The organism is Thermaerobacter litoralis (assembly GCF_054654595.1).
This window is the reverse complement of record NZ_BAAIES010000008.1, coordinates 461,650-484,333: the sequence shown is the minus strand read 5'-3', so window position 1 is coordinate 484,333 and position 22,684 is coordinate 461,650. Positions and strand designations below refer to the sequence as shown.

The window sequence follows — 22,684 nt, the reverse complement described above, 5'->3', positions numbered from 1 at the left end:
CGGGGGTGGGGGGCGCCCCGGTGCCGGGACCGCGGTGGGCCCCCGGTCCAGCGGCCCCTCCCAAGGGGAGCGGGGAATCCGGGCGGGTTCGTCAGATGCCCCGGGCCCGGTGGGCCGGGATCCGGCGGATGAACACCAACAGGCCCGCCGCGGCCACCAGCAGCACCAGGGCCAGCTGGCGCAGCATGGCACCCCCCACCGGCCCCGCGAGGATGAGGCCGAGCAAGCTGCTGGAGAGGATGCTGCCGATGTAGCGGCAGGTCATGTAAAGCCCCGAGGCGGCCCCCGTCTCCTCCCGCGGGACGAACCGGTACAGGGCGGCCTGCAGCGCCAGGTTGTTCACCCCGTTGCTGGCCCCCAGAAAGGCGAGGACCACGAAGAGCAGGGCCAGGGGGGCGCCGGGGCCGGCGGCCCAGAGGGCCGCGGCGCCGGCCAGCAGGGAAAGGCCGGCCGCCCACAGGGCCGGCCGGTGGCCCGCCCGGTCGACCCACCGGCCCACCAGGGGCGAGGCCACGCTGCTGAACCCGGCGACGGAGAGCATCATCAGCCCGCTGGCCTGGGGGTCCAGGAGGCGGACCTCTTCGAAGAAGGCGGGCATGCCGAAGAAGACCGTGTAGAAGGCGAGGTTGGAGAGGATCCAGGCGCCGTAGACGGCGCTGCGGGCCCGGTCGCGGCGCAGCACCTCCAGGTCCAGGAAGGGCTCCCGCCCGGCGGACCGGACCCGGCCCTCCCACCGGGCGAGGGCCAGGGCGAGGCCGGCCGCCACCGGCGCCGCCCACCAGGCCGGGCGGGGCTCGGCGAGGGACAGAAGGGCCGCCAGGCCAAAGGCCACCGTCCCGGCGAAGAGGATCATCCCCGGCAGATCGAGCCGGCGGCCCAGCTGCCGGAACCCGCCGGCCGGCGCCACCCCGCCCGGACCGTGCAGCCCGCGCCGCCGGTCCGGGCCGTCGACCGGGAAGGCGCGCCAGGCCAGGAGCACGCTCAGGGCCACGGGGACGAAGTTGACGTCAAAGAGGGCCTGCCAGCCGCCGGCCTGGACCAGAAAGCCGCCCAGGGAAGGGCCCAGGGCCGCCGAGGTCGAGGCGAACACCGCCAGGATCCCCAGGGCCTGGCCCGTGCGACCGGAGAAGGCGTCGCGGACCGCCGCCATCCCCGCGGGGTAAAGGCTGGAGCTGCCCACGGCCTGCAGGACGCGGGCCGCCACCAGCGCCCCCAGGGTCGGCGCCAGGGGCGCCAGGGCCGAGGCCAGGGCCACCAGGGCCAGCCCCGCGAAGAAGATCCGCCGCCGCCCCGCCAGGTCGGCCACCTTGCCCATCACCGGCTGGCCCACGGCGCTGGCCAGGTAGAAGGCGGCGATCACCCAGGTCAGCCGGCCGATGGGCACCCCGAAATCCCGGGCGATGGCCGGCAGTGCCACGGCGATCATGGACGAGTTGAGGGGGTTCAGGAGGGCGCCAAAGGCCACCGCGGCCAGGAGGAGGCCATGCCTGGGGGCCCGGGCGACGCCGCGTCCCCGCTCACGCCGGCCGGTGGCGTTCCCGGCATGGCCGGGGTCGCCGGAAAGGCCCGCTGGTTCGTCTCGACCCACCGCCTCCACCTCACGTCACCGCCCGGGGGTAGAGCCGGGAGGCCACGGCCACCAGGACCACCAGCCCCAGGGCCAGCGCCCCCAGATCCCACGCCAGGCCGAACTGGCTGGAGCCGCCCTGGATCATCAGCGACCGCAGGGCGTCGACCTGGTAGGTCAGCGGGTTCACCCGCGCCACCCCGTGGAGCCAGGCCGGCATCAGGCTCAGCGGGTAGATGGCGTTGCTGGCGAAGAACAGGGGCATGGTGAGGACCTGGCCGATGCCCATGAACCGCTCCCGCGTCCGCACCAGGCACGCCACCACCAGCGAGAAGGTGGAGAAGACCGCGGCGCCCAGCACTACGACCCCCACCACTCCCACCAGGGCGGCCGGGTCGTGGCGCACCGCCACCCCCGTCGCCGCCGCCAGCAGGTACACGACCGCGGCCTGGCTCACCCCCCGCACGCCCGCCGACAGCGCCTTGCCCAGCACCAGGGCGGACCGCGGCGCCGGACTGGCCATGTACTTGTGCAGGATGCCCAGGTCCCGCTCCCAGATCAGCGAGATGCCGTAGAAGATGGCCACGAACAGGGTGCTCTGGGCCAGGATGCCCGGCGCCATGAAGTCGAGGTAGGGCAGGCCGCCGGTCGGGATGCCGCGCAGCCGCCCCATTACCTGCCCGAAGACCAGCACCCACAGGGCCGGCTGGACCGCCCGGGTGAGGAGCTCCACCGGGTCGTGGCGCAGCTTGCGCACCTCGGCCTCCACGATGGCCAGGGTCTGGCGGACGAACGCGGCCGCCCGGGCCAGCGGCCCGGGCTCCAGGGCGGCGGCGCCGGTTCTTCCCGGTGCGGGAATGGTGCCGCGGGGGCTGGCGGTGCGGCCGGGGTTGGCGGCGAGTGCACCGCCGGTGTCAGGAGAGGCGCCGGGCGGTGCGGCGGGTCCGGGCGACATCGCGATAACTCCCTCCCGTCTCCAGCGAGCTGCCGGTGAAGTGGACGAACACGTCCTCCAGCGTGGCACCCGGCCCCACCTGGGCCTTCAGGTCGGCCGGCGAGCCCACCGCCGCCACCCGGCCCCGGTGGAGGATGGCCACCTGGTCGCAGAGCTCGTCGGCCTCCTCCATATAGTGGGTGGTCAGGACGACCGTGGTGCCGAAGCGCTCCCGCAGGAGCCGGACTTGCTCCCAGACGCCGCGCCGCGCCGTGGGGTCGAGGCCCACGGTCGGTTCGTCCAGAAACAGCACCGCCGGGCGGTGCAGCAGGGACTGGGCGATCTCCAGCCGGCGGATCATGCCGCCCGAATACCGCCGGACCTGGATGTGGGCCGCCCCGGCCAGGCCGACCAGCTCCAGGAGCTCCATGATCCGCCGCCGCCGCTCCCGGGCGGGGATGCCGTAGAGCTTGGCGAAGATCAGCAGGTTCTCGTAGCCCGTGAGGGCCCCGTCGGCGGAGAGGAACTGGGGCACGTAGCCCACCCGCTGCCGGACGGCGGCGGGCTGGCGGGTGACGTCGAACCCCGCCACCCGGGCTGTGCCGGCGCTGGGGGGCAACAGGGTCGTCAGCATCTTGATGGTCGTGCTCTTGCCGGCGCCGTTGGGGCCGAGCAGGCCGAAGATGGAACCCGCGGGGATCTGGAGGTCGAGGCGGTCCACCGCCACCACGTCCTGGAAGAACCGGCAGAGGCCGTCCGCCTCCACGGCGGGGGGCGGAGGGGTGGGAGTGGCGGTCCCCGCGGCCGGCATGCCCGGCGCCGGGCCGTGGACGGGCCCGGTCACCGCAGGCCACCTCCCTTCGCCGCAGGTTCGGCGGGCCGGGCTGGATCGGGGCCGGAGTTGCGGGCCCCCGGCCCGGGGGTTGCGGGGCCGGAGCGAGCCGGTTCGTCCCCCGCCGGTTCCAGCACCGCCGCCCGCAGGATCCGAAGGCCCCGGTCCAGGGCCACCAGGTCGGCCGGGTCCAGGGCGGCCAACCGCTCCTCAAGGCGCGCCACGGTGTGCCGCCGGGAGACGTCGACCATGGCGGTGCCGGCCGGTGTCAGGTGGAGGACCACCCGCCGCCGCTCCTGGGGGGCCCGCTCCCGGCTGACCAGTCCCCGCTGCACCAGCCGGTCGATCAGGGCCGACGCCGTGGGCAGCGTGACCCCCAGGTGCCCGGCCACGTCGCTGACCGAGGCGCCGGGATGGCGCTGGAGGTACACCAGGGCCCGGAACTGGGGCACCGACAGCCGCCCCTGGTGGGGCCGGCGCATCTCGGTGCGGAGCAGGCGCATGGCCGCTGGGATGGTCTCCATGATGGCGCGGGCACAGGCCTCGGGTGGGACGGGCCCGGGCCCGGACGCGGCGGGGCCGGTGGCAGGTGGCGAAGCCGGCTCCATCGTCAGCACGCTCCCTCGACCCCCGCCCGGCGACCATGTCCGGACCGGGCGGCTGGTTCCGTTCCATCCGTTACACTAAATATTCGCCAAACTAACAATCGCTGCAACCCCATGGTTCTCACCGCCGCCATCCCACCCCGCCCCAAACTGCTCCAACTCCCCGCACCCCAGGCCGTTGCGACCCGGAGCCCGCCTCCGCCGGGGGGAGGTTTCGCTCCGGTGTCGAAGAAAACGACGAACCGTCGGGATCCCCGACAGGGAGCTACAACCAGGGGCTACAACCCAAAACTGGCGGGATCCCCCAACGGGGGCAAGGGCACGTCCCTCCTCGCTCCACGCGGGACCGTGCCCCGTGCGCGAAAGAGGGATGCCGGCCTTGGTTCGTCTGGAACAGATCACCCGAGGAACGCGGCTCAACGGGATCCTGCCCGGCGGACCGGTGACCGTGGTCGACGTCCGCTGGTATGGGTCCAACGCCATCGAGATCGTCTACAAGGACGGGTCGGGGCGGCCCGGCACCGAACTGGTCTTCCGCGATCGCGAACCCTCCCTGGAGATCGTCACGCCGGGCCGGCCGTGGAACCTGGATGCCGACGGGGCGGCCCTGCGCCTGGTCTCCGAGGCGGCGCGGATCCGCCTGGCCCACCTGTTCGATCCGCTGCTGGCCGTGCACACGTCGCTGATCGAGCCGCTGCCCCACCAGATCACCGCGGTCTACGGGGAGATGCTGCGGCGCCAGCCCCTCCGGTTCCTCCTGGCCGACGACCCCGGGGCAGGCAAGACCATCATGGCCGGGCTCCTCATCAAGGAGCTCAAGCTCCGGGGCGACGTGCGCCGCTGCCTCATCGTCTGCCCGGGCAGCCTGGCCGAGCAGTGGCAGGACGAGCTGTCCGCCAAGTTCGACCTTCCCTTCGAGATCCTCACCAACGACCGCATCGAGGCGGCCTTGACGGGCAACGCCCTGGCGGAGATGGACTGGGTCATCGCCCGCCTCGACAAGCTGGCCCGGAACGAGGGCCTCCAGGCCAAGCTGGCCCAGACCGAGTGGGACCTAGTGGTGGTCGACGAGGCCCACAAGATGTCGGCGTCCTTCTTTGCTGGGGAGATCAAGGAAACCAAGCGCTACAAGCTCGGCAAGCTGCTGGGGACCCTCACCCGGCACCTGCTCCTCATGACGGCCACGCCCCACAACGGCAAGGAGGAAGACTTCCAGCTCTTCATGGCCCTGCTGGACGGCGACCGGTTCGAAGGGCGGTTCCGGGACGGGGTCCACACCACCGACGTGTCCGACCTGATGCGCCGGATGATCAAGGAGGACCTGGTGCGGTTCGACGGGACGCCCCTCTTCCCGGAACGGAAGGCGTATACCGTCGCCTACCAGCTCTCCGACGGCGAGGCCGCCCTGTATAAGGCCGTCACCGAATACGTGCGGGAGGAGTTCAACCGCGCCGACGCCCTGCAGAACGAGGGGCGCAAGGGCACCGTGGGCTTTGCCCTGACGATCCTGCAGCGACGGCTGGCCTCCTCCCCCGAGGCGATCTACCAGTCCCTGCGCCGGCGGCGGGAGCGGCTGGAGCGGCGGCTGCGGGAGGAGGAGACCCTGCGCCGGGGCGCCGAGGCCCAGCGGCGCCTGGCGGCGGTGGGCGCGGCGGTCGACGGCGCCAACGGCCGCACCGGGGTCCGGGGGTGGTGGAACGAGCTGCCCCACCTCGATCCGGACGAACTGGCCGACCTGGAGGAGGACGTGCCGGCCGAGGAGCGGGAGGTACTGGAAGAGGCCATCGTCGACCAGGCGACGGCCGCCCAGACCATCGCCGAGCTGCGGGCGGAGATCGAGACCCTGCGGGACCTGGAGGCGCTGGCCCTGCAGGTGCGGCACAGCGGGACCGACCGCAAGTGGGAGGAACTGTCGAAGATCCTCCAGGACCGGGACGTGATGTTCGACGCCCGGGGTCACCGCCGCAAGCTGGTGATCTTCACCGAGCACCGGGATACGGCCCGGTACCTGGCCGAGCGGATCCAGACCTTGCTGGGACGCCCGGAGGCCGTGGTCGTCATCGACGGCACCATGGGCCGGGAAGAACGCCGCAAGGTGCAGGAGGCCTTCACCCAGGACCCCGACGTCCACGTGCTGGTGGCCACCGACGCCGCGGGAGAGGGCATCAACCTCCAGCGGGCCCACCTCATGGTCAACTACGACCTGCCCTGGAACCCCAACCGGCTGGAGCAGCGGTTCGGGCGCATCCACCGGATCGGCCAGACCGAGGTCTGCCACCTGTGGAACCTGGTGGCCCAGAACACCCGGGAGGGCGAGGTCTACCTGGCCCTGCTCCGGAAGCTGGAGATCGAGCAGGCGGCTCTGGGCGGCCGGGTCTTCGACGTCCTGGGCAAGGCCATCGACGGGGCCGAGCTGCGGAAGCTCATGATCGACGCCATCCGCTATGGTGACCGGCCCGACGTGCGGGCCCGCCTGACGCAGGTGGTCGACCAGCGGCTCGATCGGGAGCGTTTGCGGCAGCTTCTGGACGAGGGGAACCTGGCCCGGGACGCCCTGGACGCCCGCGCCATCCAGCAGATTAAAGAGGAGATGGAGCGGGCCGAAGCCCGGCGGCTCCAGCCCCACTTCATCGAGGCCTTCTTCCTCGAAGCCTTCCAGCGCCTGGGCGGCAGCGTCCGGGAGCGGGAGACCCGCCGCTACGAGGTCACCCACGTGCCCGCGGTGGTCCGCCAGCGGGACCGGGTGATCGGCCGGGGGGCGCCGGTCCTGCCCCGGTATGAACGGATCTGCTTCGAGAAGGAGCGCATCCGGGTCCCCGGCCGCCCGCTGGCCGCCTTCGTCTGCCCGGGCCACCCGCTGCTCGACGCCACCCTGGACGTGATCCTGGAGCGGTACCGGCCGCTGCTGAAGCAGGGGGCGGTGCTGGTGGACGACCAGGATCCCGGCGAGACGCCCCGCTGGCTGTTCTACCTGGAGCATGCGATCCGCGACGGCCGGGTCAACGGCCAGGGCCAGGTGCGGGTCATCTCCCGGCGGCTCCAGTTCGTGGAGATCGACACCGGCGGCCATGCCCGCCATGCCGGCTACGCGCCGTACCTGGATTACCGGCCCCTCAAGGAGGACGAAAAGGCGCTCCTGGCCCCGGCCCTGGACGGTCTCTTCCCGGGCGCCCAGGCCCACGACCTGGAAGCCCGGGCCGTGGCCTACGCCGTCGAGCACCTGGTGCCCGATCACCTGGAGGAGGTGCGGCGGAACAAGATCCCCCTGGTGGAGAAGACCATCGCCGCCGTCAAGGACCGGCTGACCAAGGAGATCGCCTACTGGGACCACCGGGCAGAGGAACTGCGGCTGCAGGAGCAGGCGGGCAAGGTCAACGCCCGGATCAACTCGGCCCGGGCCCGCCAGCGGGCCACGGAGCTGGAGGCCCGCCTGGCGGCCCGGCTGCGGGAGCTGGAGGAGGAGAAGCACCTGGCCCCCCTGCCGCCGGAGATCCTCGGCTATGCCCTGGTGGTGCCGGCCGGACTCCTGCGCCGCCTGCGGGGCGACGGCCAAGGGGACGAACCCGGCCTGTTCGCCCGGGAGACGGAAGCCGTGGAGCGCCTGGCGATGGAGGCGGTGCTGGAGGCCGAGCGGGCCCTCGGCTACGAGCCCCGCGACGTCAGCCGCGACCGCTGCGGCTACGACATCGAATCCCGGATCCCCGCCCAGCCGGGCCGGCTTCGCTTCATCGAGGTCAAGGGCCGCGTCGCCGGCGCCCGGACGGTGACGGTGACCAAGAACGAGATCCTGACGGCCCTCAACAAGCCCGACGACTACATCCTGGCGCTGGTCCAGGTGGAGGGGGGCCGGGTGCAGGGGGTCCGGTACGTGCGGCGGCCGTTCCGACGGGAACCCGATTTCGGGGCGGCCAGCGTCAACTACGACTGGGATGAATTGTGGAGCCGGGGTGAAGTTCCCCGCTAATCTGCTTTCCGCGAATGACTTTGGGTTCAGAGAGGTGTGACCGTACGTGACCCGCAAGAAGTTGATCGAGGTCGCTCTGCCATTGCCTGAGATCAACGATGCCTCGGCCTACGACAAGATGCCCGGCATCGGTCCTCACCCCAAGGGGATCCACCACTGGTGGGCCCGGCTTCCCCTGCCGGTGGCCCGGGCGGTGCTGTTCGCCTCGGTGGTGGATGATCCGTCGAGCCACCCTGACCGGTTTCCCACCGAGGAGGACCAGGCCCGGGAGCGGGAGCGCCTCTTCGGGATCATCCGGAAGATGATGCAAAAGCAGCTGCACAATCACCCGGAGGTCTACGCCGAAGCCCGGGCCGAGATGCTCAAGCATTGCGACGGCAAGCTGCCTCCGGTGTTGGATCCCTTCGCGGGCGGCGGCTCCATCCCGCTGGAGGCGGCCCGGCTGGGGTTTGAAGCCTATGCCGGCGACATCAACCCGGTGGCGGTTCTCCTCAACAAGTGCAACCTGGAGATCGCGCCCCGGTGGACGGACCACCCGCCCGTGAATCCGGAAGACCGCCGCAAGGTCGGAGGCCAAACCGGTTGGCGGGGTACCAAGGGACTGGCGGCCGACGTGCGCTACTACGGCCGGGTCGTCCTGGAACGGGCGCGGCAGAAGATCGGTCACCTCTATCCCCCGGTCAAGGTGACCCCGGAGATGGCCGAGGGACGGCCGGACCTGCAGCGGTTCGTCGGCAAGGAACTTCCGGTCATCGCCTGGATCTGGGCCCGGACCGTGCCGAGCCCCAACCCGGCAGCCCGGGGTGCCCACGTGCCTCTCATGAGCACCTTCTGGCTTTCGAGCAAGAAGGGCAGCGAGGCGTACCTGGAGCCGGTGGTGGACCGGGCGGCCGGCGCCTGGTGCTTCGTCGTGCGCACCGGGGCACCCAGGGACAGGGCGGCGGTGAAAGCGGGAACGAAGACCGGCCGGGCGACCTTCCGGTGTCTCCTGACCGGGGACACGATCAAGGACGACTACATCAAGGCGCAAGGAAAGGCCGGGCGAATGGAAGAACGCCTGGTGGCCATCGTGGCAGATACGGGGCGCGGCCGGGTGTATCTCCCCGCTACCGAGGAGCACGAAGCGGTTGCCCGGCGGGCGACGCCGGAATGGAAGCCCGAGGGCAGCGTGCCCGAGCGCCTTACAGGTGGTACGTGTACACCGTACGGCTTTGCACAATGGGGCGACCTCTTTACCCCGCGCCAGCTCACGGCGATGGTGACGCTGTCGGACCTGGTACGGGAAGTGCGGGCGGACGTGCGGCGGGATGCGGCTGCGGCCGGGTTGTCGCACGACGAGGCAGATACCTACGCCGCTGCAGTGGTAGTTTTTCTTGCACTGGCGCTTGACAGGTGCGCGGATTTTAACAATGCCTTGAGCACGTGGAAACCGAGTGGTCAACAACAGATGCACCTATTTGGCCGCCAAGCTATCCCGATGGTATGGGATTTCGCTGAAGCTAATCTCCTAGGTGAAAAGGCCATTTGCTTGTATAATGCGGTCAATATATGCGCTGATGCCATCGAGACTATTCCTGTTGTAGGAGTTCCAAAGTCTCCGGGGCATGTCCGCTCTCTCGACGCTGCTCGGCCGTGGGATCACCTCAAGAACCTCCTCGTCAGCACCGATCCGCCCTACTACGACAATATCGGCTACGCGGCCCTCTCCGACTTCTTCTACGTGTGGCTGCGGCGTACCATCGGTGATCTCTATCCGGAACTTTTCGCCACCATCCTCGTCCCGAAGGAGCCGGAGTTGGTGGCGGCGCCGGAGCGGTTTGACGGTGACAGGCACAAGGCGAAGGAGCACTTCGAGCAAGGCTTCCGCCGGGCTTTTGGGCAGCTGCGCGAGAAGATGGACCCGCGGTTTCCCCTGACGGTCTACTACGCCTTCAAGCAGGACGACGAAGAGAGCGCCACGGATGACGAAGCCGGACCGGCCAACGGCAACCGGGTAGACCGCACCACCGGCTGGGAGACCATGCTGGAGGCCCTGATCGGCACGGGCTTTCAAATCACCGCCACCTGGCCGGTTCGGGCCTCGCAAAAGTGGCGGATGATCTCCATGAACACCAATGCCTTAGCTTCTTACATCGTATTGGCCTGCCGGCCTCGGCCCGAGGACGCACCCCAGATCGACCGCCGTGGCTTTATGGCTGAGCTGAAGCGCGAACTCCCCGTCGCCATCAAGCGCTTGCAGCAGGGCAACATCGCCCCCGTCGACTTCGCCCAGGCCGCCATTGGGCCTGGCATGGCCGTGTTCTCGCGCTACAGCCGCGTCCTGGAGCCCGACGGCCGGCCCATGACGGTCCGCACCGCCCTGGCCCTGATCAACCGGATGGCCAGTGAGGTGCTAGAGGAGCAGGAGGACGATTTCGACAACGAGACCCGCTGGGCCATCACCTGGTACGAGCAGCACGGGTTCGACGAGGGGGAGTTCGGGGACGCGGAACTGCTCTCCAAGGCCAAGGTGACGAGCCCCGCGACCCTGGAGCACGCCGGGATCGTCCGAGCTCAGCGGGGTCGCGTGCGGCTCCTGCGGCCGGAGGAACTGGACCCCAACTGGGATCCCGCCCGGGACGAGGCGCCCACCATCTGGGGCGCCACCCACCAGCTGCTCCGGGTCTACTACCACGAGGGGGCCGGCGAGGCCGCCACGGCCCGGCTGCTGGCGGGCCTGGGTGGCCGGGCGGAGATGGTGCGCGACCTGGCGTACCGGCTCTTCCGCATCAGCGAACGCAAGGGGCGGACCCAGGACGCATTGGCGTACAACGCCCTGGTCATCGCCTGGCCCGAATTGTTGCGGCAAATCAAGGAGCGCCCGGGCGAGCAGATGAGCGTGCTGTGACCGGTTCGGAAGGCGCCGATTGGGGGGTGGAACCATGGCCGTGAGCAACCACGAGCGGGTGCGCCGGGCCCTGGAACTTCTGCGCAACGGGCTGGCGCCCTTCGTCGCCCGGGAGATCCGCCTGGCCCGCAAGGAGGGGCGGGTCGACGACCGGGTCCTCCTCCGGTTTCTGGACGATCCGCTGGTGGCCGAGAAGCCGGTGGAAGAGTGGGATGTCTCCCTGCTCCTGAAGCTGATGTGGAACACCTGGAACGACGTGTTCAAGCATACCCTGGGCCACGCCGAGCGCAGCTTCGTCTCGGAACTCCGGGATTGGCGGAACCGCTGGGCCCATCAGGAACCCTTCAGCAGCGACGACACCTACCGGGTCCTGGATTCCGCCCGGCGCCTGCTGGCCGCCATCGCCGCCCCCGAGGCGGAGGAACTGGACCGCATGGCCGCCGAGCTGCTGCGCATCCAGTTCGATGAAAAGGTCCGGCAGCAGCGGCGCAAGGCGGGCGGCTCCCTGATCGAGGCGGCGGCCAGCGGGGTCCTCAAGCCGTGGCGGGAGGTGGTGAGCCCCCACGAGGACGTGGCCAGTGGCCGCTACCAGAACGCCGAGTTCGCCGCCGACCTCTGGCAGGTGTACCACGGCGGGGCCCGCCCCGAGTACCAGGACCCGGCCGAGTTCTTCCGCCGCACCTACCTGACCCAGAGCCTGAAGGGGCTGCTGGTCAACGCCGTGCGGCGGCTTTCGGGCCAGGGCGGCGACCCCGTGGTCCAGCTCCAGACCAACTTCGGCGGCGGCAAGACCCACTCCATGCTGGCCCTCTACCACCTGTTCTCGGGCCTCGGGCCCGGGAGCCTGCCGGGGGTGGAGGAGGTCCTGGCCGAGGCCGGCTTCGGCTCCATCCCCCGGGCGCGGCGGGTGGTGCTGGTGGGCAACCGCATCTCGCCCGGCAACCCCAGCGTCAAGGACGACGGCACGGTGGTCCGGACCCTCTGGGGCGAGCTGGCCTGGCAGCTGGGGCGGCGGGAAGCCTACGAGCGGGTGCGGGCCGACGACGAGCGGGCCACCAACCCCGGCGACACCCTGCGCCAGTTGCTGGCGGACTACGGGCCCTGCCTGATCCTGATCGACGAGTGGGTGGCCTATGCCCGCCAGCTCCACGACGCGGGGGACCTGCCGGCGGGGACCTTCGACACCCAGTTCACCTTCGCCCAGACCCTCACCGAGGCGGTGAAGACCGTCCCCCACGCCCTGCTGGTGGTGAGCCTGCCCGCATCCGAGCCGCTCGGTGCCACCCGCTCCGGCGCGGAAGACGAGGAGGTGGGCGGCTCCCGGGGCCGGGAGGCCTTGGAGCGCCTGCGCAACGTCATCGGCCGTGTGGAGGTGCCGTGGCGGCCCGCCACCGCCGAGGAAAGCTTCGAGATCGTCCGGCGCCGGCTTTTTGAGCCCATGACGGACCCCGAGCAGTTCCAGGCGCGGGACGTGGTGGCCCGGGCCTTCGCCGAGCTCTACCAGAAGCACCCCGGGGAGTTCCCCGCCGAGTGCCGGGAACCCCAGTACGAGCGGCGCATCAAGGCGGCCTACCCCATCCACCCCGAGGTCTTCGACCGCCTCTACGGCGACTGGGCGACCCTGGTCCGGTTCCAACGCACCCGGGGCGTCCTGCGGCTGATGGCTGCCGTGATTCACAGCCTGTGGGAGCAGGGAGACCGCAGCCCCCTGATCCTCCCCTCGACCCTGCCCATGGACGATCCCCGGGTCCAGTCGGAGCTCACCCGCTACCTGACGGACAACTGGGTGCCCGTCATCCAGCGGGATGTGGACGGCGAGGGGGCCCTGCCCCGGCAGATCGATGGCGAGTCCAGCACCTTCGGCCGTTATGGCGCCACCCGCCGGGTGGCCCGGACCATCTTCCTGGGTTCCGCCCCCACCTATACCGCCGCCAACCGGGGCCTGGACGACCGGCGGATCCGGCTCGGCTGCGTCGGCCCTGGCGAATCGCCCAACGTGTTCGGCGATGCTCTGCGGCGCCTGGCCACCCGGGCGACCTACCTCTACACCGACGGGACCCGGTACTGGTACGCGCCGCAGCCCAACGTCAACAGCCTGGCGGGGGAACGGGCCGAACAGCTCCGGGGCCAGTCGGACCGGGTGGCCGAAGAGATCGAGCGGCGGGTCCGCGAGCAGGTGAGGCGCGAGAGCAGCGTGTTTGCCGGGATCCACCCCTTCCCCCGCTCGAGCCACGAGATCCCGGACGAACCGGCCGCCCGGCTGGTGATTCTGGGCCTGGATGCCCCCCACCAGCGCAGCGGCGAGAGCCCGGCCCAGGCGGCCGCCGCCCAGATCCTGGAGTGGCGGGGCAACCAGCCCCGGGTGTACCGGAACACCCTGATCTTCCTGGCCGTCGATCGCACCCAGCTGGACGGCCTGGACGAGGCGGTGCGGCGGTTCCTGGCCTGGGATTCCATCCTGCGGGATCGGGAGGCCCTCAACCTGGATCCCCACCAGACCCGCACGGCCGAGCGCCAAAGGGCGGATGCCGATGCGACGGTGAACCTGCGGCTGGAGGAGGCCTTTCAGTGGGTCCTGGTCCCCGAGCAGCCCGACCCCCGGGGTGACATGGAGTGGACCGCCGTCCGGGTGTCCGGGTCGGGTGGCCTGGTGGACCGGATCGTCAAGAAGCTTGGGCCGGAGGGCAAGCTCTACACCACCCTGGGCGGCAACGTCTTGCGCCTCTCACTGGACAACGTGCCCCTCTGGCGCGGCGACCACGTGGAAATCCGGCAGCTGGTGGAAGACTTCTTCCGCTACGTGTACCTGCCGCGGCTCCGCGACCCGTCGGTGCTGGTCGAGGCGGTGAAGAGTGGCGTCAACATGTTGACCTGGATCCACGACGGGTTCGCCTTCGCCGAGGGGTATGACGAAGGGGCGGGCCGCTACCGCGGGCTGCGGGCGGGACAGGCCATCGACCTGGACCCGGCCGCGCCCACGGGGCTGGTGGTGCGGCCGCAGGTGGCCGAGCGCCAGCTGAAGAGCGAACTGGTTTCGCCCCCCACCCCACCCAACCCGCCGGGGCCGGCGGGCGGCGGGACTGACGGGACGGGCGGTGCGGGGACCGGTGGCGAGCCCGCTCCAGACGACGACAACGGTCCAACAACGAGCAAGTTCCGTCGCTTCCACGGGCGGGCCACCCTCCACCCCCTGCGGGTGGGGGCAAACGCCGGCCGTATCGCCGAGGAGGTCATCGCCCACATGAAGGCCCTGACGGGTGCCGAGGTCGAGGTGGTGCTGGAGATCACCGTGCGGGCGCCGGAGGGGTTCCCCGAGCACGTCGTCCGCACCGTGCGGGAAAACTGCGCCACGTTGAAGTTCACCGACTTTGGCTTCGAGGAGGAGTAGGCAGGGAACCCCAGGCCGCCAACCGAACTGATGGCGATGGGTTTGGTCAAACGACCGTTTGTAAGCCTGCGGACCGGCTCAAGGGATGCCGGAACGGACCAGGGGGCGGTCCCGTGGCCGCTGGCGGGGGACGTATGCGGCGTCCGGGGCTGCTGGATGAGGGGGGATCGGCGTGGGCAGCTTGCACCACCTCCGGGAGGAGACCTTCGAGATGGTCCGGGTGCTGGACCCCGACGGCAACCTGGTCGGGGAGCCGGCCCCGGATCTTACCGATGAGAAGCTGTTGGAGTTCTACCGGTGGATGGTCTTCGCCCGGCTGTTCGACGAGCGGTGTCTCAACCTGCAGCGCCAGGGACGGATGGGGACCTACGCGCCCTTGTCGGGCCAGGAGGCGGCCCAGGTGGGCAGCGCCTTCGCCCTCCAGCCCGAGGACTGGGTCTTCCCCTCCTACCGCGAGCACGCGGTGACCATGATCCACGGCCTGCCCATGGAGAACGTGCTGCTGTACTGGATGGGCCGGGAGGAGGGCAACCGGATCCCGCCGGACGTCAACGTCTTCACCGTGGCGGTGCCCATCGCCACCCAGATCCCCCACGCCGTCGGCGCCGCCTGGGCGGCCAAGATCCGCGGCGACCGGCGGGCCTTCATCGTCTACTTCGGCGACGGGGCCACCTCCGAAGGCGACTTCCACGAGGGCTGCAACTTCGCCGGCGTGTTCAAGGCGCCGGTGGTCTTCTTCTGCCAGAACAACCAGTTCGCCATCAGCGTGCCGCTGCACCGCCAGACGGCCAGCGAGACCATCGCCCAGAAGGCGGTGGCCTACGGCTTCCCGGGCGTCCGGGTCGACGGCAACGACGTGCTGGCGGTCTACAAGGTGACCCGGGAGGCCCTGGAGCGGGCCCGGGCCGGCGAGGGGCCGACCCTGATCGAGGCCGTGACCTACCGCTTCGGCCCCCACACCACTGCCGACGACCCGACCCGCTACCGGGCCCGGGAGGAGCTGGAGGAGTGGCGGGAGCGGCGGGATCCGCTGACCCGCATGCGCCGGTTCCTCCAGGCGAAGGGGCTGCTGGACGAGGCGAAGGACCAGGCCCTGGCCGAAGAGGCCCGGGAGCGCATCGCCGCCGCGGTTCAGGCGGTGGAGGCCATGCCCCGGACCTCCCCGGAGGCCATCTTCGACTACGTCTACGCCCAGCTGCCCTGGCACCTCAAGGAGCAGCGGCAGGAGCTCTTGGAGGAATTGGGCGGCGCACCGGGCCCCAGCGGCCTTGAGGGGGGTGGGCGGTGATGGCCAAGCTGACCATCGTCCAGGCGGTGGCCGACGCCCTGCGCACCGAGATGGAGCTGGACGACCGGGTCGTCGTCCTGGGGGAGGACGTGGGCGTCAACGGCGGCGTCTTCCGGGCCACCGAAGGCCTTTACGAGCGGTTCGGCGGCGACCGGGTGATCGACACGCCCCTGGCGGAGTCGGGGATCGTGGGCACGGCCATCGGCATGGCGATCTACGGCCTGCGGCCCGTGGCGGAGATCCAGTTCGAGGGCTTTATGGCCCCCGCTTTCGACCAGATCGTCAACCACGCCGCCCGCATCCGGGCCCGCTCCCGCGGGCGGTTCACCTGCCCGCTGGTGATCCGGGCGCCCTGGGGCGGCGGCATCCGCGCCCCCGAGCACCATTCGGACAGCCCCGAGGCCTGGTACATCCACCAGCCGGGGCTCAAGGTGGTCGTCCCCAGCACGCCCTACGACACCAAGGGCCTGTTGATCGCCGCCATCCGCGACCCCGATCCGGTGATCTTCTTCGAGCCCAAGCGGATCTACCGCGCCTTCCGCCAGGAGGTGCCCGAGGAGGCCTACACCGTGCCCATCGGCCGGGCCCGCACGGTGCGGGAGGGGCGGGACATCGCCATCTTCACCTGGGGCGCCATGGTGCGGATCGTGGAGGAGGCGGCGGAGGAACTGGCCGGCCGGGGCATCGAGTGCGAGATCGTCGACCTCCGGACCCTGAGCCCGGTGGACGTGGACGCCATCGTGGCGGCGGTGCAGAAGACGGGCCGTGCCCTGGTGGTCCACGAGGCGCCCAAGACAGCGGGCTTCGGCGCGGAGATCGTGGCGCTGATCAACGAGCGGGCCCTCCTGTACCTGGAGGCGCCGGTCTACCGGGTGGCCGGCTTCGACACCCCCATGCCCCTCTTCCACCTGGAAGACTACTACCTGCCCAACAAGGACCGGGTGATCCGGGGCGTGGAGCGGGTCCTGAACTTCTGACCCGGCAACGGCCAGGCGGGGCCCCGGAAAAGCGAGGTGCGGCGGATGGCGTACGAATTCCGGCTGCCCGACGTGGGCGAGGGCATCCACGAGGGGGAGATCGTCCGCTGGCTGGTCAAACCCGGGGACCGGGTCCAGGAAGACCAGCCCCTGGTGGAGGTCCAGACCGACAAGGCCACGGTGGAGATCCCCTCGCCGGTGGCGGGCGTGGTGGCGGAACTGCGGGCCGCCGAGGGGGACGTGGTCCAGGTCGGCAGCGTGATCGTGGTGATCGACACCGCAGCCCGGGCGGAGGAACCGGCCGCGGCCGGGGCGCCGGTCGCGGCCGCGGGGGCGGCTCCCGGGGGCGCGGCGGCGGTGACGGGCCCGGCCGTCCCCGGGGGCGCTGAGGCGGGGCCGGCGGCGGCGCCGGCCCCGAGCCCGGCCGCGGCTCCGGCTGCGGGCGGGGTGGACGCGGCCGGCCGCCGGGTGCTGGCGACGCCGGCTACCCGGCGGCTGGCCCGGGAGCTGGGCGTCGACCTGCGCCTGGTGCCGGGGACCGGCCCGGCGGGCCGGGTGACCGCCGACGACGTGCGGGCCTTCGCCGCCCGGCAGGCGGCGGGCGGGGCGGGGCCGGTGGCGGCTCCGGTGGGGGGCCCGGTGCCGGCCGCCGCGCCGGGGGATGCCCGGCCTGGCGTTCCGGCCGCCGCGGCGCCGGCCGGTTCGTCCGCAGCAGGCACGCCGGTGGCTGCCCCGGCGGCGCCGGTCCAGCCACTATCCCCAGCCGTTGCAGGACCCGCCGGGCCGGGCGCCCCAACGGCACCGGGCGCCCCGGCAGCGCTGCCCTCCCCGGCCGCCCCGGCCGTAGCGGGAGCCCCGGCTGCACCGGCCGCCGCGGCCGCTCCGGCCGTGCCGCCCGGCGGCGAGCAGCGGATCCCCCTGCGGGGCCTGCGCAAGCGGATCGCCGAGAAGATGGTCCAGTCGAAGTACACCGCGCCCCACGTCACCCACGTGGAAGAGGTGGACGTCACCGAGCTCATCGAGCTGCGGCGCAAGGCCCTGCCCCTGGCCGAGCAGCGGGGGATCAAGCTCACCTACCTGCCCTTCATCGCCAAGGCCGTGGTGGCCGCCCTGCAGCAGCACCCGGTCTTCAACGCCAGCCTGGACGACGAGCGCCAGGAGATCGTGCTCAAGGGCTATTACCACATCGGCGTGGCCACGGCCACCGAGGAGGGCCTGATCGTCCCGGTAGTCCGCGACGTCGACCGCAAGAGCATCTTCCAGATCGCGCGGGAGATCGCAGCCCTTACCGAGGCGGCCCGGACGCGGCGGATCGCCCTGGACGACGTGCGGGGTTCCACCTTCACCATCACCAACGTGGGCGCCCTGGGCGGCGGCGTGTGGTCGACGCCCGTCATCAACTACCCTGAGGTGGCGATCCTGGGCGTCCACAAGTTCCGGGAGACGCCGGTGGTGCGGGACGGGCAGATCGTGGTGCGGACCATCACCTACCTGGCCCTGAGCTTCGACCACCGGGTGGCCGACGGCGCCGACGCGGTGCGGTTCGTCAACCAGATCAAGGCCTACCTGGAGCAGCCGAGCCTGCTGTTCCTGGAGATGGCCTGAGGACTCCGGCCCGGGCCGCCATCCACCGGCCGAAGGCCGAGGGCGGTCCGGGTCCACGGGACGGGACCGGGGGCTGCGGCCTGCCCGCGTGGGCCCCCGGGCGATTCCGGGGACGGGAGTGGATGAGGGCGATGGTCGTCGGCGAAGTGGCGACGGAGACGGAAGTCCTGGTCATCGGCGGAGGACCCGGCGGCTACGTGGCCGCCATCCGCGCCGCCCAGCTGGGCAAGGACGTCACCCTGGTGGAGAAGGACCGGCTGGGCGGCGTGTGCCTCAACGTCGGCTGCATCCCCTCCAAGGCGCTGATCGACGCGGCCAAGACGTACCACCGCCTGGCCCGGGAGGCCGACCGGGGGATCGTGGTCGAGGGGGCGCGCCTGGACTTCAGCCGCTTGCAGGGCTGGAAGCAGTCGGTGGTCCAGCGGCTGACGGGCGGCGTCGAGCAGCTGCTCAAAGGCAACGGGGTCGCCGTGGTCAAGGGGCGGGCCACCTTCACCGGGCCGAACCAGGTGCTGGTCGAGAACCCCGGCGGCGGCAACGAGGTCTACCGCTTCAAGCACTGCATCCTGGCCACCGGGTCGCGCCCGGTGGAGCTGCCCGGCTTCGCCTTCGACGGGGTGCGGATCCTGGATTCCACCGACGTGCTGTCCCTGGATCACCTGCCCCTGCGCCTGGTGGTGATCGGCGGGGGCTACATCGGGCTCGAGCTGGGCACCGCCCTGGCCAAGCTGGGCTCGGAGGTGACGGTGCTGGAGCTGGCCGACCAGCTCTTGCCCGGCACCGATCCCGAGCTGGTCCAGGTGGTGGCCCGGCGGCTCCGCCAGCTGGGGGTCAAGGTCCACACCGGGGTCCGGGTGCTGCGCTGGGAGGAGGAGCCCGGCGGCGAGGGCGTGCGGGTGGTGTACCGGCCCGAGCCGCGGGGCGAGGGGGCCGGTTCGTCCGGGGACGAACAGGCCGTGGCGGCCGACGCCGTGCTGGTCAGCGTGGGCCGGCGGCCCAACACCGACGGGCTCGGCCTGGAGCTGGCCGGGGTGGAGCTGGACGAACGGGGCCGGGTCAAGGTCGACGGCCAGCTGCGCACCAGCCAGCGGCACATCTTCGCCATCGGCGACATCGTGCCCGGGCCCATGCTGGCCCACAAGGCCAGCCGGGAGGGGATCGTGGCGGCGGAGGTCATCGCGGGCCTGCCGGCGGCCGCCGATTACGTCGCCGTGCCGGCGCCCATCTTCACCGACCCGGAGATCGCCACCGTGGGGCTGACGGAGGAACAGGCGCGCCAGCAGGGCTACGAGCCGGTGGTGGGGCGGTTCCCCTACACGGCCAACGGGCGGGCCCTGACCCTGGGCGAGCGGGACGGGTTCGTCAAGCTGGTGGCCGATCGGGAGAGCAAGGTGGTGCTGGGGGCCGGCATCGTGGGGCCGGAGGCGTCGGATTTGATCGCGGAGCTGGCCCTGGCCATCGAGATGGGGGCGACCCTGGAGGACCTGGCCCTGACGATCCACGCCCATCCGACGCTGAGCGAGGCGGTGATGGAGGCGGCGGAGGCGGGGCTGGGGCACGCCATCCACGTGCTGGGCAAGCGATGAGGCGCGGGGAGGCGTGGGCGGGCGGCGGAGGGTATCCGGGCTCGCCGCCGAGGCCGGATGCGGGGCACGGAGGCGGGCGCCGGCAGGCATGCCCGTCGGCGCGACCGGTCGCCGGGTCCGTAGAGCAGTGCCGGGACAGGTGGCGTCAGGTGGCGTCGCCGCCGCCGGCGCCCGGGCGGCGGCGGGCCAGGGCCGTCGAGACCGCCCACACCACGCCACCGGCGATCAAGAGGAAGGGCAAGAGCCCCAGGCCCAGGGTGAAGGCGAAAATCCCAAGCCGCGCCACTAGAAGCAGCGCCAGCCCGACCACGACCAGCGTCAGCGCCCAGCCCATGATGACCACCCCACGGGCATAACCTGTCCGCAGCGGGACGGGTTCACGCCCGGCGCGTTGTGACAAGCCGGGCAGGGGATGGCGGACGAACCAGCCCGGCACATCCGCGGCCAATCCGGGGCGGGGGTCTCGCCCCGGCGGGTGGCCTGCCGCCAGCGGCGCCGGCCGGCTCGCCGCGAAGGAAGCGGCCCCGGGCGGGGCGCGGTCGTCCTGGGCCATGCTGCACCCATGTCGTGCCCCCGCCACGCCCTGGCCGCGGCCGCGGCGGGCCCGCCCCGCGCCTGGCGGCGACCCCGTTGCGGCCCCGCCGGTCCGGGCGCACGCCTTTGGGCCCCCGGCGCGGCCCCGCCGCGGCCCCGCCGGTTCGGCTCGCGCCGCCTTGGCGCCCATGCCACGCCCCGGCCGCCACCCTGCCGCGGCCTCGCCGCGCCCGCGCCGCACTCCGTCGCGCCCGTAGCGCGCCCGTGCCGCGCCCGCGTCACGACCCCCGAGGACGGCGGTCGCAAAGCCGCCACCCCTTGCCGGATCTGCTATAGTGGGGTTAGAGGTGGGTCTTCGTCCGGACGGTTCTCACCTCGAAAGGAGACATCCACCTTAACTTAAAAAGACCACCTTCCTTCGGGGCAGGGTGAAAGTCCCGACCGGCGGTGATGGCGGCGCGCCACGGTGCGACCGCACCAGCCCGCGAACCGCGTGCCGGAGCGCCCATGCCCGGCGAGGCCTCGTGCGGGAGGCTGCGCCGGTGCCGGCGCCGTGAAGGGCGCGGCCGATTCCGGTGAGAAGCCGGAGCCGACGGTGATAGTCCGGATGGGAGAAGGAAGGGACGCGGGATCTCCCGGAGGCGGAAGGGCCGCCACGGCTCTTCCGCGCCCGGCCAACGCTGGGGCCGGCTCTTGAGTACGGGGCCGACCGGGGCTGGCCTGGGGGTGGCCCTTAGAGGCCGCGTTCGTCCGGGAGATCTGACCCACGGGCAAACCGAGCGCATCGGCGCGCTCCGGCGGGCGGCCGGGGGCGGGCCCGGGCGCGGGTGGGCGGCAGCCTGCCCGGGCGGGCCGGTTCGGCCGCGGACGCCGGGCGTGAAGACAGCGCGACGACGATGGGTCCACCTGCGTCCGTTCCCCCGAAGGGCTGGGCGGGACGGGCTTTTTTGATGCCCGCCCGCACGCTCTGCGCAGGGGGTGCTTGCCGGTGGTTCGTCGCATGGTGCGCCTGGCGCTCCTGGCGTCCATGGCGTTCCTGCTCATGCTGTGGGAGATCCAGCTGACCCCGCTTCTACCCTTCATTCCGGCGTACCTCAAGTACGATCCCGGCGATCTGCCCGTCCTGATGGGCGGCTTCGCCTTCGGTCCCGCCGCCGGTGCCACGGTGGCGCTGGTCAAGGACCTGCTGTTCCTCTTCTCGGGCAAGTCGACGGCCGGATGGATCGGCGTCTCGGCCAACCTGCTGGCGAGCCTGGCCTACGTGGTGCCGGCGGCCTGGGTCTACCGGAAGCTGGGGACCCGCTGGGCGCTGGGTCTGGCCATGCTGGTGGGGACGGTGAGCACCAGCGCCGTCATGGCAGTGGCCAACTACGTGGCCTTCCTGCCCCTGTGGGGCGTTCCCGCCGAGCAGGTGGGGGCGACGGTGGTCACGGCCATCACGCCCTTCAACCTGATCAAGGGGCTGCTCACGGGCGTCCTGGCCCTGGTGGCCTACCCGCGGGTCGCCCGGGTGCTGGACGATCCTGTCTTCGCCGCCCCCGCGGCGGAGGCCTGGGCGGGCGAGACGGCCGGGGAGCCCCGGCGCCCCTAGGCAGGTCCTCAAGACTCCGGGCCAGGCGCGGGCCCGCCGGGCAACCCGGGGCAAGCGGCAAGGCGCATGCAAGCGGGGCCGGTTCCTCCGCGGAGGAACCGGCCCCGCTGTGGTCTTGGCCGGCCGATTGGCACCGGCGCCCTCACCGGCGCCCTATTAGGTCCCTGCGCCCCGCGAATCCCTGCGCCCCCGCGGCGCACCGCCCTTGCCCGTCCTGGGGGTTGCGCCGTCACCCGGCGCCGGTGCCGGTCACGGAGCCGCACCACGTCCGGTGCGCGCGAGGGGACCCGCCCTGCACGCCGCCTCCCGGTGCGTGCGTTGGGACCGCCCCGCACGCCACCTCCCGATGCGTGCGTGGGGACCGCCTCCCACGCCGCCTCCCGGTCGCCGTCTTCCGGTCGCCGTCTCCCGCGCGGCACCGGCATCGGCAGCGGCTGCCAATCCCGCCCGCTGGGCTCACTTCGCCAGCGGGGCCGTGCCGTGGCTGCCTTCGCCCGGGGCGCCGCCGCCCGGCGCGGCCGGGACCGGCTCGGTCGCCAGCAGCCGTTCCAGGGCCTCCCGGCCCTTCATGCCGGGGTGGATGCCCAGCTCCCGGGCGGTGCTGGTGACGGACTCCAGGGGGCGGTCGAGCAGGTCGTCGAAGTCCCGCACGCCCAGGGCGCGGCCGGCCACGATGCGGCGGGCGCCAAGGAGATCGTCCAGCAGGCGGACGTCAAGGGCGCCGCACATGATGTAGCCGGCCGGCGTGGCGATGGCGACCAGCCGGGTCTTGGGGAGTTCCACCTTGACGCCGATGGCCGTCCCGCCCCGCAGGGGGATAGGCCGAACTTCTACCACGGGCATTCCCTCCTGACGTGACCGCAGGATGAGGACCGCATTGCATGGCATTGTATGGCGCGACCCGGGCGATCGTCCCGGTGGAGGCC

General features: G+C 72.0%; 14 protein-coding genes and 1 riboswitch. Of the genes, 8 read left to right on the top strand and 6 right to left on the bottom strand.

Going from position 1 to position 22,684, the window contains the following annotated elements; all coding sequences use genetic code 11:
• Positions 1-91: 91 nt before the first annotated feature.
• Genes ACYQ02_RS07220 through ACYQ02_RS07205 form a run of 4 tightly spaced genes read right to left on the bottom strand, consistent with a single transcriptional unit; the run spans position 92 to position 3,941 of the window.
• Positions 92-1,588, bottom strand: coding sequence for an MFS transporter (locus tag ACYQ02_RS07220; protein WP_460039759.1), 1,497 nt, complete (start codon positions 1,586-1,588; stop codon positions 92-94).
• A gap of 10 nt (positions 1,589-1,598) precedes the next feature.
• Positions 1,599-2,522 carry an ABC transporter permease gene (locus ACYQ02_RS07215; RefSeq protein WP_460039758.1) on the bottom strand — a complete coding sequence of 308 codons (924 nt, stop codon included), beginning with the start codon at positions 2,520-2,522 and terminating at the stop codon, positions 1,599-1,601.
• Positions 2,482-3,345 carry an ABC transporter ATP-binding protein gene (locus ACYQ02_RS07210; protein ID WP_460039757.1) on the bottom strand — a complete coding sequence of 288 codons (864 nt, stop codon included), beginning with the start codon at positions 3,343-3,345 and terminating at the stop codon, positions 2,482-2,484. Before ACYQ02_RS07210 ends, ACYQ02_RS07215 begins: the two co-directional genes overlap by 41 nt.
• Positions 3,342-3,941 carry a MarR family winged helix-turn-helix transcriptional regulator gene (locus ACYQ02_RS07205; RefSeq protein WP_460039781.1) on the bottom strand — a complete coding sequence of 200 codons (600 nt, stop codon included), beginning with the start codon at positions 3,939-3,941 and terminating at the stop codon, positions 3,342-3,344. Before ACYQ02_RS07205 ends, ACYQ02_RS07210 begins: the two co-directional genes overlap by 4 nt.
• 367 nt (positions 3,942-4,308) lie before the next feature.
• Here ACYQ02_RS07205 and ACYQ02_RS07200 point away from each other — a divergent pair, with 367 nt between their 5' ends.
• The 7 genes from ACYQ02_RS07200 to lpdA all read left to right on the top strand — a co-directional run bounded on the left by ACYQ02_RS07200 (position 4,309) and on the right by lpdA (position 19,633).
• Positions 4,309-7,902, top strand: coding sequence for a helicase-related protein (locus ACYQ02_RS07200; protein WP_460039756.1), 3,594 nt, complete (start codon positions 4,309-4,311; stop codon positions 7,900-7,902).
• A gap of 46 nt (positions 7,903-7,948) precedes the next feature.
• Entirely contained in the window at positions 7,949-10,789 is a 2,841-nt protein-coding gene (locus tag ACYQ02_RS07195) for a DUF1156 domain-containing protein (RefSeq protein WP_460039755.1), read from the top strand.
• A gap of 34 nt (positions 10,790-10,823) precedes the next feature.
• Positions 10,824-14,177 (top strand): DUF499 family protein, encoded by a 3,354-nt coding sequence (locus tag ACYQ02_RS07190; RefSeq protein ID WP_460039754.1) that lies wholly within the window; start codon positions 10,824-10,826, stop codon positions 14,175-14,177.
• Between the two features lie 172 nt (positions 14,178-14,349).
• On the top strand, positions 14,350-15,465 hold the full coding sequence (gene pdhA, locus ACYQ02_RS07185; RefSeq protein WP_460039753.1) for a pyruvate dehydrogenase (acetyl-transferring) E1 component subunit alpha: 1,116 nt from the start codon (positions 14,350-14,352) through the stop codon (positions 15,463-15,465).
• Positions 15,465-16,442 (top strand): alpha-ketoacid dehydrogenase subunit beta, encoded by a 978-nt coding sequence (locus ACYQ02_RS07180; protein ID WP_460039780.1) that lies wholly within the window; start codon positions 15,465-15,467, stop codon positions 16,440-16,442. The genes pdhA and ACYQ02_RS07180 overlap by 1 nt, the downstream gene beginning before the upstream one ends.
• A 45-nt stretch (positions 16,443-16,487) precedes the next feature.
• Entirely contained in the window at positions 16,488-18,047 is a 1,560-nt protein-coding gene (locus ACYQ02_RS07175) for a dihydrolipoamide acetyltransferase family protein (protein ID WP_460039752.1), read from the top strand.
• A 122-nt stretch (positions 18,048-18,169) separates the two neighbouring features.
• Entirely contained in the window at positions 18,170-19,633 is a 1,464-nt protein-coding gene (gene lpdA / locus ACYQ02_RS07170; protein ID WP_460039751.1) for a dihydrolipoyl dehydrogenase, read from the top strand.
• Positions 19,634-19,778: 145 nt separating this feature from the next.
• Here lpdA and ACYQ02_RS07165 read toward each other — a convergent pair whose 3' ends face one another.
• Complete coding sequence (locus ACYQ02_RS07165) at positions 19,779-19,967, bottom strand: hypothetical protein (protein WP_460039750.1); 189 nt, start codon at positions 19,965-19,967, stop codon at positions 19,779-19,781.
• Between the two features lie 610 nt (positions 19,968-20,577).
• Positions 20,578-20,790: riboswitch (FMN riboswitch) on the top strand.
• A gap of 365 nt (positions 20,791-21,155) precedes the next feature.
• Here ACYQ02_RS07165 and ACYQ02_RS07160 point away from each other — a divergent pair.
• Positions 21,156-21,758 (top strand): ECF transporter S component, encoded by a 603-nt coding sequence (locus ACYQ02_RS07160; protein WP_460039749.1) that lies wholly within the window; start codon positions 21,156-21,158, stop codon positions 21,756-21,758.
• Between the two features lie 456 nt (positions 21,759-22,214).
• Here ACYQ02_RS07160 and ACYQ02_RS07155 read toward each other — a convergent pair whose 3' ends face one another.
• Positions 22,215-22,601: a YunC family protein gene (locus ACYQ02_RS07155; protein ID WP_460039748.1), complete on the bottom strand. Its 387-nt coding sequence runs from the start codon at positions 22,599-22,601 to the stop codon at positions 22,215-22,217.
• Positions 22,602-22,684: the final 83 nt, after the last annotated feature.

Coding starts and splice junctions, on each gene's coding strand:
- ACYQ02_RS07180 (WP_460039780.1), top strand. CDS start 15,465: ATGGCCAAGCTGACCATCGTCCAGGCGGTGGCCGACGCCCTGCGCACC.
- ACYQ02_RS07165 (WP_460039750.1), bottom strand. CDS start 19,967: ATGGGCTGGGCGCTGACGCTGGTCGTGGTCGGGCTGGCGCTGCTTCTA.
- ACYQ02_RS07215 (WP_460039758.1), bottom strand. CDS start 2,522: ATGTCGCCCGGACCCGCCGCACCGCCCGGCGCCTCTCCTGACACCGGC.
- ACYQ02_RS07155 (WP_460039748.1), bottom strand. CDS start 22,601: ATGCCCGTGGTAGAAGTTCGGCCTATCCCCCTGCGGGGCGGGACGGCC.
- ACYQ02_RS07205 (WP_460039781.1), bottom strand. CDS start 3,941: ATGGAGCCGGCTTCGCCACCTGCCACCGGCCCCGCCGCGTCCGGGCCC.
- ACYQ02_RS07200 (WP_460039756.1), top strand. CDS start 4,309: ATGCCGGCCTTGGTTCGTCTGGAACAGATCACCCGAGGAACGCGGCTC.
- lpdA (WP_460039751.1), top strand. CDS start 18,170: ATGAGGGCGATGGTCGTCGGCGAAGTGGCGACGGAGACGGAAGTCCTG.
- ACYQ02_RS07175 (WP_460039752.1), top strand. CDS start 16,488: ATGGCGTACGAATTCCGGCTGCCCGACGTGGGCGAGGGCATCCACGAG.
- ACYQ02_RS07190 (WP_460039754.1), top strand. CDS start 10,824: ATGGCCGTGAGCAACCACGAGCGGGTGCGCCGGGCCCTGGAACTTCTG.